At 59.9% G+C, this 15471-nt stretch carries 15 protein-coding genes; 6 read left to right on the forward strand and 9 right to left on the reverse strand.

What is annotated here, in order from left to right; all coding sequences use genetic code 11:
• Positions 1–68 precede the first annotated feature (68 nt).
• The 3 genes from SIAM614_RS05185 to SIAM614_RS05195 all read left to right on the forward strand — a co-directional run bounded on the left by SIAM614_RS05185 (position 69) and on the right by SIAM614_RS05195 (position 2488).
• Positions 69–680, forward strand: coding sequence for a CDP-alcohol phosphatidyltransferase family protein (locus tag SIAM614_RS05185; protein ID WP_006932636.1), 612 nt, complete (start codon positions 69–71; stop codon positions 678–680).
• Positions 677–1603 carry a phosphatidate cytidylyltransferase gene (locus tag SIAM614_RS05190; RefSeq protein WP_006932638.1) on the forward strand — a complete coding sequence of 309 codons (927 nt, stop codon included), beginning with the start codon at positions 677–679 and terminating at the stop codon, positions 1601–1603. Before SIAM614_RS05185 ends, SIAM614_RS05190 begins: the two co-directional genes overlap by 4 nt.
• Before the next feature lie 255 nt (positions 1604–1858).
• The gene (locus tag SIAM614_RS05195) at positions 1859–2488 is read left to right on the forward strand and encodes a lysophospholipid acyltransferase family protein (protein ID WP_006932640.1); all 630 of its coding nucleotides are present in this window, start codon (positions 1859–1861) and stop codon (positions 2486–2488) included.
• 118 nt (positions 2489–2606) lie between these two features.
• Here the strand turns inward: SIAM614_RS05195 and chrA are convergent, their stop codons facing one another.
• From chrA to flgB, 9 genes are all read right to left on the reverse strand, one after another.
• On the reverse strand, positions 2607–3935 hold the full coding sequence (gene chrA, locus SIAM614_RS05200; RefSeq protein WP_006932641.1) for a chromate efflux transporter: 1329 nt from the start codon (positions 3933–3935) through the stop codon (positions 2607–2609).
• A 4-nt stretch (positions 3936–3939) separates the two neighbouring features.
• A complete protein-coding gene (locus SIAM614_RS05205; protein ID WP_006932642.1) occupies positions 3940–4758 on the reverse strand; it encodes a chromate resistance protein ChrB domain-containing protein in 819 nt (272 codons plus the stop codon).
• A gap of 340 nt (positions 4759–5098) precedes the next feature.
• Complete coding sequence (gene cckA / locus SIAM614_RS05210) at positions 5099–7651, reverse strand: cell cycle histidine kinase CckA (protein ID WP_040439307.1); 2553 nt, start codon at positions 7649–7651, stop codon at positions 5099–5101.
• Positions 7652–7804: 153 nt separating this feature from the next.
• The gene (gene flhB, locus SIAM614_RS05215; protein ID WP_006932645.1) at positions 7805–8884 is read right to left on the reverse strand and encodes a flagellar biosynthesis protein FlhB; all 1080 of its coding nucleotides are present in this window, start codon (positions 8882–8884) and stop codon (positions 7805–7807) included.
• A 9-nt stretch (positions 8885–8893) separates the two neighbouring features.
• Complete coding sequence (gene fliR, locus SIAM614_RS05220) at positions 8894–9667, reverse strand: flagellar biosynthetic protein FliR (protein WP_006932647.1); 774 nt, start codon at positions 9665–9667, stop codon at positions 8894–8896.
• A 13-nt stretch (positions 9668–9680) separates the two neighbouring features.
• Positions 9681–9947 (reverse strand): flagellar biosynthesis protein FliQ, encoded by a 267-nt coding sequence (fliQ, locus tag SIAM614_RS05225; RefSeq protein WP_006932649.1) that lies wholly within the window; start codon positions 9945–9947, stop codon positions 9681–9683.
• 24 nt (positions 9948–9971) lie between these two features.
• Complete coding sequence (locus SIAM614_RS05230) at positions 9972–10292, reverse strand: flagellar hook-basal body complex protein FliE (protein ID WP_006932651.1); 321 nt, start codon at positions 10290–10292, stop codon at positions 9972–9974.
• Between the two features lie 34 nt (positions 10293–10326).
• Entirely contained in the window at positions 10327–10737 is a 411-nt protein-coding gene (flgC, locus tag SIAM614_RS05235) for a flagellar basal body rod protein FlgC (protein WP_006932653.1), read from the reverse strand.
• A gap of 32 nt (positions 10738–10769) precedes the next feature.
• Positions 10770–11174, reverse strand: a complete 405-nt coding sequence (gene flgB / locus SIAM614_RS05240; RefSeq protein ID WP_006932654.1) for a flagellar basal body rod protein FlgB — start codon at positions 11172–11174, stop codon at positions 10770–10772.
• Between the two features lie 423 nt (positions 11175–11597).
• On the opposite strand from flgB, the gene SIAM614_RS05245 reads away from it, so the two are divergent.
• The 3 genes from SIAM614_RS05245 to SIAM614_RS05255 all read left to right on the forward strand — a co-directional run bounded on the left by SIAM614_RS05245 (position 11598) and on the right by SIAM614_RS05255 (position 15460).
• Positions 11598–13511, forward strand: coding sequence for a flagellar biosynthetic protein FliO (locus tag SIAM614_RS05245; RefSeq protein ID WP_081455190.1), 1914 nt, complete (start codon positions 11598–11600; stop codon positions 13509–13511).
• Complete coding sequence (gene fliP / locus SIAM614_RS05250; RefSeq protein WP_050789324.1) at positions 13508–14278, forward strand: flagellar type III secretion system pore protein FliP; 771 nt, start codon at positions 13508–13510, stop codon at positions 14276–14278. Before SIAM614_RS05245 ends, fliP begins: the two co-directional genes overlap by 4 nt.
• A 105-nt stretch (positions 14279–14383) precedes the next feature.
• The gene (locus tag SIAM614_RS05255; protein ID WP_006932659.1) at positions 14384–15460 is read left to right on the forward strand and encodes a DUF2336 domain-containing protein; all 1077 of its coding nucleotides are present in this window, start codon (positions 14384–14386) and stop codon (positions 15458–15460) included.
• Positions 15461–15471: the final 11 nt, after the last annotated feature.

Genomic DNA, 15471 nt, shown 5'->3' on the forward strand with positions numbered 1-15471 from the left:
AAATTCTGGCGTGCGTCTGCGGGCGTGTCCCTATATCTTTCCCGGAAACAGACGGGAAAGTCCACGCAATGCCAACGATTTACCAACTGAAATCCCGCTTTCAGGACCTGCTTCGCCCTTTATGCAGATCGCTTGCGGCAAACGGGGTGACCGCCAATCAGGTGACGCTGGCTGCTCTCGGGCTTTCGGTTGGCGAAGGCCTGTTGTTGTGGGCCTTTCCCGGCGCTTTCCTGCCCTTGATCCTGCTGCCGCTGGTTCTCTTCATTCGCATGGGCCTCAACGCCATCGACGGGATGCTGGCGCGCGAGCACGATCAGAAATCCGACCTGGGTGCGGTGCTCAACGAATTGGGTGACGTCCTGTCCGATGCCGCGCTCTACCTGCCCTTCGCACTCCTTCCTTTTGTAGATGGACCAATTGTCGTCGGCCTGGTGGTGCTGGCCATCATCGGTGAGATGACTGGCGTGATCGCGGTTCAGATCGGCGCGAGCCGCCGCTACGACGGCCCCTTCGGCAAGAGCGACCGGGCGGCCCTTTTCGGTCTCTGCGGGTTTCTGATCGCCTTTGGGCTGACCGCCCCCCTCTTTTACCAGATCCTCTTCGGCGCCGGACTTGTGCTGTCGGCCGTGACTGTCTTCAACCGTGCAAGAGCAGCGATCAGGGAGAAACAATCCGCATGAACCTCCTGACCATCCATTGGGCCCTGATCGGCATCTGGGGCGTGCTGTGCCTTGCCAGCTTCATAGTCTTCGTGATTTCGAAACGCTCCGCCAAGAACATGAGCGAGTTGGTTCAGCGCACCGTAAGCTGGTGGGTGATGGTGGCGATCTTCACCGTCTCGTTTCTTGTCAGCAACACGGTCTCGATCATCGTGTTTGCCCTCATCAGCTTCCTGGCGCTGAAGGAATATTTCTCGATGATCCCCACCCGCCGAGCCGACAGGCGGGTGCTGTTCTGGGCGTATCTGTCGATCCCTGTCCAGTATTTCTGGGTCTATGACAATTACTACGGCATGTTTGCCGTGTTCATCCCTGTCTACATGTTCCTGTTCCTGCCCTTTGTCAGCCTGCTGACCCAGCAGACCGTAGGATTCCTGCGCGCTGTCGGCACCCTCAACTGGGGCCTGATGCTGTGCGTGTTCTCCATCAGCAATGCGGCGTTCCTCCTGATCCTGCCGGCAACGGAGACCAACAGCACTGGTGGGCCGGGCCTGCTGCTGTTCCTCCTGTTCCTGACCCAGTTCAACGACGTTACCCAATACACCTGGGGCAAGCTGTTCGGGCGGCACAAGATCATCCCGGGCGTCAGCCCCAACAAGACCTGGGAAGGCTTTGTCGGCGGCGTCGCGACAACCTTCGTGCTGGCGCTTCTGACCGCCCCGCTGGTGACACCCTTTGACATGATCCACGCCGCCGCCGCAGGCCTGCTGATCCCGGTGGCCGGTTTTGTCGGTGATGTCACCGTGTCAGCCCTGAAGCGTGATCTCGGCGTCAAGGACACCGGCAGCCTGATCCCCGGCCATGGTGGCATACTCGACCGCATCGATAGTCTGACCTACACCGCACCGCTGTTCTTCCACTTCACCCGTTATTTCTATTACTGAAGGGGATGTCAGGATGACTGCTTTCACGCTGCGCACACAGCCGCCTCTTCGTCACCGCAGTCACTCTCCCTGCCATCGTCACCCCGGACGCAGCGAAGCGGAGATCCGGGGCCGGCGAGCCAAAGCGTCGAGACTATTTTCGTTCAATTCGCTGAGTCCGGCGGCTCCCCGATCCCGGCTCGCGCTACGCTTGGCCGGGATGACGGAAAAGGGCCTTGGCGTTTTTGGAAAGACCAAGACCGGGAACCTCCATTGATGCTCCAGAAGATCTTCTACATCTTCGTCAAGATCGCCGTCCTGTTCCTGCTCGGGCTGAACGTGCGCCGCAAGGAACTGCTGCCGGCAAACGGTCCGGCCATCATCGTTGCCAATCACAACAGCCATCTGGATACGATGGTGCTGATGGCCCTGATGCCGCTGTCGAAGCTGAAGGACATCAAGCCGGTTGCCGCCGCCGACTATTTCTTCTCCTCGCCGCTCAAGGCCTGGCTGTCGGAACATGTCCTTGGCATCATCCCGGTAGAGCGTGGCAGCAAGGATAGGACTAACGATCCGCTGGAAGGCTGCTACGAGGTGCTGCGCCAGGGCAAGGTCCTGATCCTGTTTCCGGAAGGATCGCGGGGCGAACCTGAGCAGATGACCGATCTCAAGAAAGGCGTCTCCTTTCTTGCAGAACGGTTTCCGGATGCACCGGTAGTGCCCGTCTTCACCCACGGCCTCGGCAAGGCCTTGCCGAAAGGGTCGTTCCTGCTTGTGCCGTTCTTCTGCGATATTTTTGTTGGAGAGCCAGTCACCTGGGACGGAGACCGGACTCATTTTATGATCGAGCTGAAGGAGCGCTTTAACGCGCTCTCGACCGAAAAGACCTTCGCGCCCTGGGAATAGCGCCAGGATGGGGACCTATAAATGAAGATGAAATGGTTTGAGGCGGACCATTCCGGTCAAATCCGAAGGACATGAAGATGGCTTCACCGCCTGTCCTCTTCGTTTATGGATCCACACCCTAGCCCACCTGCGACAACAGCACACCGCCGAGCGCCGCCGTGAGCAGCACCCAGATCAGACCGACGTGAAGGCGCAGCAGCAACAGGCCGCACAGTGCCGCCAGCACCGGCACACGCCAGTCGAGACTGGCAAGATCCGGGATCCAGAGTGTCACGACACCCCACTTGGAGGCCGTGACCTCCTCGAAGAAGACATGCAACGCGAACCAGACCGACAGGTTGAGCACCACCCCGACCACGGCCGCAACAATGGCCGACAAGGCCGACTTGAGCCTTGGTTGCGCCGAGATCCATTCGATGTAAGGCGCGCCGGCAAAGATCCAGAGAAAACAGGGCGCAAAGGTCACCCAGAGCGCGACCAGCCCCCCAGCCAGGCCAAGCAAGAGACCTCCCTCGTGAAAGGCAGCCAGAAAGCCGACGAACTGGGTCACCAGAATGAGCGGCCCCGGCGTCGTTTCCGCAAGACCGAGCCCGTCCATCATCTCCCCGGCATTCAGCCAGCCGTGAATGGCGACCACATCCTGGGCCATATAGGCAAGCACCGCATAAGCGCCGCCAAAGGTGACGACTGCGAGCTTGGAAAAGAACCAACCGATATCGGCCAGCAAGGGCACACCGCCTGCCAGATCCAGCAGCACCAGCGGCGCGATCCAGATGAACAGCCAGAGGCACACCGTTCGAAGCGTTTTCGCAAACGGTCTGCCAACCGCAACGCCAGACTCCGCCTGGCTTGCCATCTGCGCCCCTCCGAACGCTGCTCCATAAAGCCCGGCGGCCAGAACGATCAGCGGGAATGGCAAGGACAGGAAGAAAATCCCGACAAAGGCGAGAGCTGCAATGACCCATTGCCGCCTGATGGTGAGCGCACGTTTGGAGAGGCGCAGCAGCGCCTCCAGAACCACGATCAGAACGGCGGCCTTGATGCCCAGAAAGAGCTGGCTGACCAGCGGCACGTTGCCGAAGGTTCCATAGACCGCAGCAAGGGCAAATATCGCAAGTGCCCCGGGCACGACAAAAAGAAGGCCTGCCAGCAGCCCACCGGCAACCCCGCGCAGTTTCCAGCCGCAATAGGTAGCAAGCTGCATGGCTTCCGGCCCCGGCAGCAACATGCAGAACCCGAGTGCATTGACGTAGCTTTTTTCCGAAAGCCAGCCGGTCTCATCCACCAGCTTGCGGTGCATGAGCGCAATCTGGGCGGCCGGACCACCGAAGGACAAGAGACCGATACCGCCAAAGACGGAGGTCAGCCGCCGCCAGGAGGTGTTCTCGCCTTGCGGCAGCGACGCAGCACCGGACATTTCCGGCGCGGGAGTGTGATGTGCGGTCATCGGATCAGCCCTTACTGCTGGCAGATGGCCAGTCATGACCTTCCTCTACCGCATCGCGGGCCCAACGGTAATAGGCATCGTAAAGTCCCATGCCGGCGTCCAGTTGCTTCAAGTCGTCCTTGAACATTCGTGACAGGCCGAGCGAGGCTGCAAGCAAGCCGGCAGCTTCCGGAGCAAGGTCGTGCCGGTTTGTATCCGCCCCACGCACAATCGCCGCAAGCCGGTTTAAGGGATCACTGACAAGCCCGAATTCCTCCACCATCGTATCGAAGCTGCATGCATCGTCGCGATGGCTCCAGAACGCACCTTCGACATCAAAGGGCGTTGCACCGAAACGCTCCGCAACCCCTTCGACCGCCGAAGGCGTGACATAGAGAAACCTGGCAGTGGGATCGACAAAGCGGCGTATCAGCCACGGACAGGCAATCCGGTCGATTTTAGGCCGATGCCGCGTGACCCAGACTGTCTGTTTCTGAGCATTCCTTTTCGGAATGCTGGCAGCAGGTACGCGCGGCAACCCTGCCTCCCGCCAGGCTGTCGTGCCGCCTTCCAGCGTTTCAGCCTTGACACCGGCAGCGCGCAAAATGGCTGCAGCGCCTTCGCTGAGCTTCAATCCCTTCCAGCAGACGGCAATCACTTTCCGTCCGGCAAGTCTTGCCGCCAGTGTATCTATTTCCGTGAAGGGATGACGGAACGCTGAGGGAATGAAATACGGATCTTCGTCAAAGTCCTCATCGAGGCGCACATCGACTATGACCGGACAGTCCGGCAGCCCTACAAGTCTCTGAAGTTGAGAAATGGTGATGGTATTCGGAGACGGCATTGTGCGTCCTCCCGTTTCTGGGGATCAATGGACGCGAAACTTTAGCTGACGCCTCACGGGGTATTCGCTCGCCCCATGCTTATTAGGTGCCAAATCGGTGGAATGCTGTCAAGTAGACAGCGCTGCAACAGGCACTTCCCGTCTTTGAACCCGACACCCTGTCGACTGCGAGATAACGCTTCGCTGACTCGCAATCCGACCCAGAGGAGGATCGTCAGGTCCATCTCGAAGGATTGACCGCTTGCGCCTGACAAGGTTTCAGGTCCTTCGAGAAATTCAAGCGCGCCTCTGGCTACGGGGATCATGAAAAGGCCAGCCCCGGATTCGGCTAAAGCATTTTCTATCCGTTCAAGACATCCTTCACGGTCGTAGCAAGCTGCTTCAGCGTGAACGGCTTGGGCAGGAAGAAGAACTGTTCGCCCGGAGGCAGGTTTTCCTCGAAGGCGTCCTCGGCGTAACCGGAAACGAAGATGATTTTCAGATCCGGGCGGGTCTTGCGCAGCTCGACCAAGAGCGTCGGTCCGTCCATTTCCGGCATGACCACATCGGAGACCACCAGATCGATCTTGCCGCCGGTCTCTTCCATGACCTCCAGCGCCTCGTTGCCCGAGCCCGCCTCGTAGACCGTGTAGCCGCGTGAAGCGAGTGCGCGGGCGCCGAAGGCACGCACGGCCTCTTCGTCCTCGACAAGCAGAATAGACGCCGAGCCGGTCAGATCCTTGACCTTTTCCGGTTCGCTTTCCTTCGGCTCCGGCTTTTTCTTTTCCACCACCTTCGGGATGTGGCGCGGCAGGAACAGGCGGAACGTGGTGCCGACATCGACTTCGGAGGTACAGAAGATGAACCCGCCCGTCTGTTTGACGATGCCGTAAACCGTCGACAGGCCAAGGCCCGTGCCCTTGCCCACTTCCTTGGTGGAGAAGAACGGGTCGAAGATCTTTTCCATCACGTCCGGCGGAATGCCATGGCCGGTGTCGTCCACCTCGACGAGGGTATATTCGCCCGGAGGCATACCCCGGATGTTCTCGAACTGAGTGCTTTCCGCTTCGCTGACGTTGCGCGTGCGGATGGTGAGACGGCCACCGTCGGACATTGCATCGCCCGCGTTGACCGCCAGGTTGACGATCACCTGCTCAAGCTGGTTGAGATCCGCCATTACCGGCCACAGATCGCGGCCATGGATGACCTTCAGCTCCACCTTCTCGCCCAGCAGGCGGTCGAGCAGGATGGAGAGATCCGCCAGAACGTCATTCAGCTCCAGTTGCTGCGGACGCAGGGTCTGACGGCGCGAGAAAGCCAGGAGCTGCCGCACGAGGCCGGCGGCGCGGTTGGCATTCTGCTTGATGTTCATGATGTCCTGGAAGGACGGATCGGTCGGCCGGTGGCTGGCCAGCAGCAGATCCGAGAAGCCGATGATGGCGGTCAGGACGTTGTTGAAATCATGTGCGACACCGCCGGCAAGCTGACCGATGGCCTGCATCTTCTGGCTCTGGGCAAACTGGGCTTCCAGCGCTCGCTGCTGGGTGGTTTCCAGCGCGTAGACGATGGCCGCTTCTCCGTCGCCCTCGCCCTCCTGTACGGCGGAGACATAGAAGGTCGCGGAGCGCGGATCGTTGCCCTCGACCAGCGGAATGTCGATGGGCGCGATCTCGCCGATCCCGTTGGCCGCTGCCTGCAGAGACTTCGCCAGTTCCTGGCGCCCGCTCTCGGCCACATAGGCCTCCAGCTTGGGGGATTCGTCATCCGTATCGACCGCGCCGAACAGTTTCAGGAACGGCGCATTGGTTCTCAGAACCCGGCCTTCCTTGTCGAGCGAGGCAATGGCAATCGGCGTGTTGTTGAAGAAACGGGCAAAGCGAACCTCCGCCGCCCGCAGTGCCTCGGAGGCTTCCTCGCCGCGCGATCTGTTGAGCACCAGCGTGCGGCTGTCGCCCGGCTGGCCGTTCTCGCCGAAGGGAACGCGGTGAAGCAGGCGCACCGGCAGACCGCGGCCGTTGCGGGTGACAAAGTCGAGATCGAAGGTTTCGCTCTTGACCTCTCCCGCCTGTCCCTTGATGGAGCGGATCAGCTCGGTACCGTCGCCGCGCACAATGCTCGAAAGGTCGAGGTCGCCCGCATCGAACTGGGCAAGATCGTAACCGAGCCAGTCGGCAAGCGTTGCGTTCAGATAAACGATGCGCCCTTCCGCATCGCACGAGAAGAAGCCGGCCGGTGCATGATCCAGGAAATTGATGACGCGCTGCAGTTCCTGGAACGAGTTTTCCTGTTCCGCCCGGTCGCGGGTGATGTCGGCCAGTTGCCAGACCGCCATGGGCTTGCCGCCACCGCGCTCCTTGGGCACTTGCAGCGGCCGTACCGACACCCGGTACCAGCGCGCCGCGCCGTCTGCCCGGCCAAGCGGGAACGGCATGCGGATTTCTTCCTGTGCCCTGCGGCTGTCGCGCATGGCCTGGGAGAGGCGGAAAATGGCGTCGGCGGCATCCGGATCGGACGAAAACACGCGCTCGACCACACGGATGTCGGCGGCGGTTTCAGCGCCGGTCAGATCCGCATAGGCCTTGTTGGCATAGACGAGCCGGCCGTCCAGATCGGTAATGAGAGCCCCGTCCTCAAGCGTATCGACAAAAGCGGACGCCAGCGGGTTGGCTTCACCCGGGCGGGCAGACAGACGCAGAAACCCGATGGCTCCGGCAAACAGGCAGAAAACACCCACAACGGCCAGGATACCGAGCAGCGCAAGAATGAACGGCTGCGCCACTTCGCGATCCATGACAGCAAAGGCAGCAGCAGCGCCGACGAGCAGCAGTGCGAGACCTATGAGAAGGCCTATATTCCCGGAACGTTCCGGGCGGCTGATCATTGGCCCGCTCGGTGCCCCGTCCATGTCACTCATCAATCCTGTCTCCCGGGCCCGATTCGGTTCTTGAAGGGGCCGTTCATAAGCATTCTGTGCTTAATAACCGATTTCAACTGATATGCGACCAAGTCCTGTTGAAATTCACCTGTTTGCAGCGGACTTTTTCAGACCGCTTTCCTTGAGAGCAACTTAGTTGGAGCGCCAGGATGCGCGCTTGCGCATGCGGAAGACGAAGCCGATGACTTCGGCAACCGCCTTGTAGTGTTCCTCTGGTACTTCCTGGTCGATTTCGACCGTCGCATAAAGCGCGCGTGCAAGGGGCGGATTTTCGACGACCGGAATATCGCTTTCCTTGGCAATTTCCCGAATTTTAAGCGCGATTGCGTCCGTTCCCTTGGCAAGGCAGAGCGGCGCGCCCATGCCCTCTTCGTATTTCAGCGCCACAGCATAGTGCGTCGGGTTCGTTACCACCACCGTTGCCTGCGGCACGGCAGACATCATGCGCTTGCGCGAGCGTTCCATGCGCAGCTGACGGATCTTGCCCTTGATCTGCGGATCGCCTTCCGTCTGCTTGTATTCTTCCTTGACCTCGCGCAGCGACATCTTCTGCTTGTTGAACCATTTGTTGCGCTGGTAGATGAAGTCGGCTCCTGCAACGACCGTCATCACCGCCAGAACGGCAGACAGAAGCTGCAGGATCAGGATCCTGGCTTCCTCCAGAATGATGTTCGTATCGGCAAAGACCATCACTTCCGCTTCGTCGCGGTGCGGCCACATCACGGCCACCATGATGGCGCCGACCACCGAAATCTTGATCATGCCTTTGGCGAAGTTCACCAGGCTCTCGGATGAGAACAGGCGTTTGAAGCCAGATGCCGGCGAGACCTTGGACAGTTTCGGCTTGATCGTCTCCGCTGTCAGCAGTGGCTGGTGCTGCACAAGATTGCCCGCCACGGCCATGATCACCAGCGCCAGAAGCGGAATGCCGACAATAAGGGCAACCGACTGACCGGTGTCCCGCCACAAGGCCTTGAGCGCATAACCGTCCACTGCGATCTGGTGCGCGTGCTCCAGGTAGCCTTTCATCATCTCCCCCAGCGACACGGCGGTGCTGGGCGCGAAAATCGCAATCATCAGCGTCGCCCCGGCCAAGGTGAACCAGGTGCTGACTTCCTGAGATTTCGGTACGTCCCCCTTGTCATGCGCCTCTTTCAGGCGCTTGTGCGTGGGGTCCTCTGTTTTTTCAGAGTCGTCGCTATCGTCTGCCATTGCGCAGCGCTACCCCACGATGAACTTGCCGAGCGCTTCCTGAAAATGGTCCAGATAGAACATCATCAGGGTCGTGATCAGCACCATGAGCATGAACAGCCCGATCGCGATATTCACGGGCATGGCGATAAAGAAGATCTGCATCTGCGGCATCAGCTTGTTGAGCAGGCCAAGGCCAAAATAGAAAACGAGACCGACAACCAGAAAAGGCGCGCTCATGCGCACCGCTATGGAAAACACGTGTGCGACTGTTTCCGTCGCGTTCTGGGAAAAGTCGCCCACAGGCGGCGCCAGTCCCGGTGGAAAGATCATGAAACTGTCGTGGAGCGCGGCAATTACAAGGTAATGGCTGTCGCTGACGAAAACGAGCGTGATGCCGAGGATCGACAGGAAGTTGCCGAACAGCGCCCCCTGCTGGCCCTGGTTGGCGAAATCGGTGCCAAGCGCGAAAGCAAGGCCGGACTGGTTGGCCATGATCATGCCTGCGATCTGCAGAACGGAAGTGATCATCTTGGCGCACAGACCGATCCCAAGGCCTATGGCGACTTCCCCGAACAGAAGCGCAATCATCCGGTAGGTGTTTGACGTCACCTCGACCGGATAATACTGCGACCCGACGGGATAAAGAACCATGGTCAGCGCCAGGGCAATTGTCAGCCGGAACCGGGTCGGGATCGTGCTTTCGCCAAGGGCCGGCAGCAGCATGACCATCGTGCCCAGACGCGCGAACATCAGCATGAAGATTGTAGCGACGTTCGGCAGATAATCGAGCTGAATGGTCATGAAGGGCCACGTCCTAACCGGTGGTCAGGATCATTTCGGCAACCCTGCTCATGAAGGCCTCCAGAACCTGGCTCATGAAGGGCAGCGAAATCAGGATTGTCACGAAGATCGCAAGGATCTTGGGCACGAAAACCAGCGTCATTTCCTGGATCTGCGTCAGCGCCTGGAACAGGGCGATAACGACGCCCACCAGAAGGCCGACAATCATGACTGGGCCTGCCACCAGGATCATGGTCCAAACGCCTTCCCGGGCGAGATCGAGAACTTCACCACCGGTCATGACAGGCCCCCATGCCTCTTCATATCAGATCGGCATCCGCATGATTTCCTCATAGGCGGAAATCACCCTGTCGCGCACGGCGACCATCGTTTCCAGGGCAACTTCCGTTTCGGCGATGGCGGTGACCACGTCGACCACATCCGCCTTGCCCTCGACAAGGCCGACAGCCTTGTCATCGGCCACGCGGCCCTTGTCGACAACGCCGCCGACAGCCTCATTCACCAACGCACCGAAATCGAGACCGGCAACTTCGGGAGCGCCTGCCTTGTCCTCGATCGCCCGTGCCTGCTGCTGCAGCTTGGCGGCCATCTGATAGGCGTTATTTGCGATCGACGGAGTAGACATGACTTTGGCTCCCTTCCCGGATTAGGACTGCCGCTCAGGCGCGCAGGATATCGATGGTTCTCTGCAGCATCTTCCGCGTGGAATCGATGACGTTCAGATTGGCTTCATAGGACCGCTGCGCCTCGCGCATGTCCGTCGTTTCGATCAGGGTATTGACGTTGGGCTGAAGCACGTACCCGTTGGCATCGGCTGCCGGATGGCCAGGCATCAGCACCGAACGGAAATCCGTGTTGTCTTCGGCGATCTTGCCCAACTCGACCATATCCGCCCCCATTTCCCTGTCGAAATGGCTCTTGAAGGTCGGAATCTTGCGCCGGTACGGCAGTTCTTCCGGGGTCTTCGCGGTGGAGTTCGCATTCGCGATGTTCTCCGCGATGATGCGCATGCGCCCGTTCTGCGCTCTCAGCCCGCTTGCCGAGATGAACAGGGATTTGATCAGGTCCATGTTATCGGTCCTTTAGCTTGTGCTGCCTTGCCTCATACACTTTTGGAAAGTGCCGTACGGATCAGACCCAGTCCCTTGGTGTAAAGCGTCGTTGCGGCCTGATAGTCCATCTGGTTCTCGGTAATGTGCATCATCTGCTCTTCCAGATTGACGCTGTTGCCGCTTGGTGTGACTTCGAAGGTGTCGTCTTCCTCGATCTTTGCCTTATCGGTCGCGCCCAGGCTGCCGCGGATATGGCCGGATGCAGTCGTATCCGTCGACAGGTTCAGCGACTGCCGGCCAATGTGGTCCTTGAAAGAGTACTCCTTCACATCCCGCGCCATGTAACCGGGCGTATCGGCATTGGCGATGTTCTGTGCCAGCACGCTCTGTCTCGTCTGGTGCCACTGCATCTTGGACTTCAATGCCTGGAACAGCGGCAGATCCGTTATGGCCATTCCGATTCACCATTCGTTAACCAACTCGGCAATGATTGCCGCTCAAATAGTTAATGAAAAGTTAACAGCCGTTTACCACTTGCGACCAGAACCCTTCAAAAACCAGTGGAGGAGGCAACATTCCTTTGCATTTCGCAAAAAGAGCGGCACCGCCGACAGGCAAAATTTGCCTGCTTCTGTTAACTTCAAGTCCTAGAGAGATTCGAAGTGTATCAGCAAGCAGCCGAACCAGTGGCGACGGGGCAAAACACACTCGCCGCCACCAGGAAACACGAAAAAGCCGAGAGGTTTGCGGCATAGGAGCCTGCACCGGCGCAACAGCCGGAATTACTGGGGATAAAGGCCAACCTCCCCAATTGAGGCCAAAAACCGGAGTAACCGGCAAACGCGATCAAACCGCAAGCGGGGCGGCACGAGGATAAGATGTACAATTGGATTGAGACCACATTTAACGTGAGCGGGGGCATCACGCAGGCAATCGCAGTTATCCTGGCATTGGCCGTCGTGCTGCTGCTGTTCGGCCTTTTCATTTTCATTCTGAAGCGCCTGATGGGCGCCAGTGCCCCGCAAAGCCGCAACCGGCAGCCCCGGATCGCCATCATGGACAGTGCCACGGTCGATGCCCGTCGCCGGCTGCTGCTCATTCGCCGGGACAACATAGAACATCTCATCCTGGTCGGCGGGCCGAGCGACGTGGTTGTGGAACAGAACATCATCCGCAACACGCCCCTGACCCAGGCCCGGACCGGGCACCACGCCCCGGCGCCCTCCGGCATGGCAATGCCGGTGAAGGCCGCACTCGCACCCGGACCGGAAATTCCGGCGCGGCCGGACGAACTTCTCCCGGACGAAGAAGCCGCAGCTCCCGCCGTTCAGGCCCGCACGCCTGTACAGTCTCCCGAACCGGCACCGCAACCTGCCACGCCAGCACCGCAGCCAGCCGCATCCTTTTCTCCGGCACCTGCCCCGGCACAGCCTTCAACGCCCGTGGCACCTGCCTACAAGGCACCGGCCGCGGCGGCCCCCGCAACCGTCACACCTTCTGCCCCCAGCCCGACCACGCCTCCGGCAGCACCGACGCGCAGTTACGCTGAACCCACGGTTGCCCGGCCGATGGCAGCGCGTGCAGTGGAGACCGCTCCTGCTCCGGCCCCCGCAGCCGCCGCCCCTTCCTCCGCTCAACAGCCGGCCGCGCCCAAAGCCAGTCCGGCAGCCAGCCCGGCGGTAGGTGGAGGGTTGAGCCGCGCGAGCGACCTCTTGCGCGCCGCGACCCAGAACGGCTTCAACAGGGCAATGCCGAAAGCAGCCGAACCCGTTCCTCCGGTTCAGGAGGTTCAGGCGCCTCAAAGTGCCAGTGAGCCAAAGGTTGATATCACCGCGACTCTGGAGACAGACATCCAGCCAAGCGAACCGGCCGCAACAACGGCAAAAGCTCCTGAAGTGCGCCCTGCCGTCTCGGCCGCCTCCGCGCCACAGGAAAGCAGGGCCGCTTCCACACTGAAATCTCTTGCGCGTCCCTTTACTGCCCGGGACCGTCCGTCCTATGGCGGCACCATTTCACCGCCGGCATCGGGCCCGGCCGCGCGCGCCAAGACCGCACTCTTAAAGCCTGTTGAACCGCTCCAGACGGACCACAAGGTGGAGCCGGTGCTTGCAGCAGCCACGGTGGCAGTCGCAAGCCCTCAGCTTGCAGAGGAAAACAAAGCCCCTTCTGAGGAAAATACGCCGACGCCAGACCAATCGGCTTTCGCTGCGCCGCAGCAGGAAGAACCAGCAGACGCGAATGACCAAACGGCATCTGAACAGCAGGCATCCGACGCGCTTTCGCTGACGGAAGAAGCCGAGGCTGTCGAAGCCAGCACGGACAAAGAGGAAGACACGGCCCAGACCGCTGCTCCAACCGTTGAAAGCGGCGCTTCGAGCGAGGCTCAATCTGCCGAGGGGGATGGCCCGTCCAGGGAGATAACCCTGGATATCGGCGATCTTCTGGAAGATGTTCCGGAACCTTCCGCCCCAGCTCCGGCACAGAGCCCGGAACCCGCTCCGGCATCGGTGCAAGCGCAGGCACAGGCGGAAACCGCCGGCACGCCAGAGCCGCAGTCCGAAGAACCATTTGCCGAAACGAGTGAAGACTCCCAGGAAAAAACCGCGACGGCAACCGTAACGTCCGCCGCGACGGTTGCACCGGCCGCGCCGGTTTCCAGCACTCCAGTGATGACCTCCGCTCCCCCGGTGAAGGCTCCGGTCAGGCCATCGGCCGGACTTGGCGACAGAAACCCCATCGAGGAAGAAATGGCGAAGATCCTGGACGAACTGGGTGGACAGTCAAACGGATGATACGCTTCCAATCGCTCCGGCGCCCAAGCGGCCTTGTCCGCTTGTTGCTTATATTGACCGCACTGCTTGCGGTTCTGGTTGGCCCGGCTGCGGCGCAGGAAATTTCGGTCGGTTTCGGCGAAGACACCACCTTGACGGAACGCGCCGTCCAGATGGTCATCCTTCTGACCGTCCTGTCGCTGGCGCCGTCTATTCTCGTCATGGTGACCAGCTTTACCCGTATCGTGGTGGTTTTGTCGCTGCTGCGGTCCGCAATCGGACTGCAGACGGCTCCGCCCAACATGGTCATGGTCAGCCTTGCGCTGTTCCTGTCGGCCTTCATCATGATGCCGACACTGCAGGCCTCCTACGATGCCGGCGTTCAGCCGCTCATCGATGGGGACATTGAACTGGAGCAGGCCTTCGAACGCGCCTCCGATCCGTTCCGCACGTTCATGCTGTCCCAGGTCCGCGAAAAGGACCTCGCCCTGTTTGAGGAACTTTCCGGAGCAGAGGAAGCGCCGGAAAGTCCGGAAGATCTCTCCATGGCCACGCTGGTTCCGGCTTTCATGATTTCGGAATTGCGGCGCGCCTTTGAAATCGGCTTCCTGCTCTACCTGCCGTTTCTGATCATCGACCTCGTGATTGCATCTGTTTTGATGTCCATGGGTATGATGATGTTGCCGCCGGTGGTAATCTCTCTTCCGTTCAAGCTGATCTTCTTCGTACTCGTCGACGGCTGGAACCTCGTTGCCGGCTCTCTGGTGAAAAGCTTTGGCGGCGGCTGAAGCAGCAAGCCAAGTCGTTAAAAGTAGAAGAAAATTAAGATAGGACTGTAATAGTTACAGCCGTGCGGGCCACATCTGTGCCCCATCGTTTATATCGGCAGGACAGTGTTAAGAGAACAGTTAGAACAGCTCGCCCGGATCAAAGAGCCGGAGGCGAGATCAAAGCTCATCCGCACCCTCGTCGGTGAATATGCGCGTTCGGAAGAACACGAGCCGACCGAGATGGAGCGGGAACTGTTCTCGCATATTGTTCTTTCGGTCTTCGACCAGCTCGACCGCGCCGCACGTTACGAACTCGTGGTACGCCTTGCAAAGACCGACCGCATCATCCCGGATCTTGCGGACAGGCTTGCACAGGAAGACTATGAACTGTCTGAGCCGGTGATCGAATGCTCGCCGATGATCAGCCAGAACGGCCTCATGCAGATCGCGAAAAGCGGCGGCAACGAAAAGCGCAAGTCAGCCGCGAGGAGGTCTGATCTCTCCGAAGAGATGACCGACACCATGATCGCGCGGGCCAGCCGCGATGTGGTGCACGAGCTCCTCCACAATATGGAGGCCCCTTTTTCCGTCCGCGGCACGCTGGCTCTCCTGATCTTCGCGAACACCGAAGCCGACGTGCTCGCCGGCATCGCAAGACGCGCAATGGAGGACGAAGAGTTTCTGCAAACACAGATGGATATTCTGGAAAGCAACTGTCCGCTGATCCCTCCTCCCCTCAAGAAGGCACTGGAAACCGGCGAACTTCAGCGCCTGGCGAAAACCATCGAAGAGCGGCACGATGGCAGCATCGATCTCGACGGCGTCACCTACTCGCGCCACGAGGCCAGCATCCAGATTGCCAACGGGGAACTCTCCTTCGATGCAATTCTGCGGACACTGTTCGAAGAAGGCCGTCTTGATGCGGCCATCTGGCTGATCAGCCGCAAGATCAACCTCGCCGACGAGGTTGTTTCCGACACGCTGAAGTCCGATGCAGACGGTGCGATCATGCGCCTGATGCTGCAGACGGGCATCCACGAAAAGACCTATCGCGATTTCCTGAAGGCGCGCTGCGAGTGGCTGGACCGGAGCACCCGCTCCATTCCCGAACTCGTCATGCGCTACAAGTCCGAACTCAAGAAACCGCGCCAGAATCCTGGCCAGCCGCCGTCCCAGGCGCTGCTGAAAGCAGCCACCTGACCCAGGCTCAA

This window comes from Roseibium aggregatum IAM 12614, from assembly GCF_000168975.1.
Classification (GTDB): domain Bacteria; phylum Pseudomonadota; class Alphaproteobacteria; order Rhizobiales; family Stappiaceae; genus Roseibium; species Roseibium aggregatum.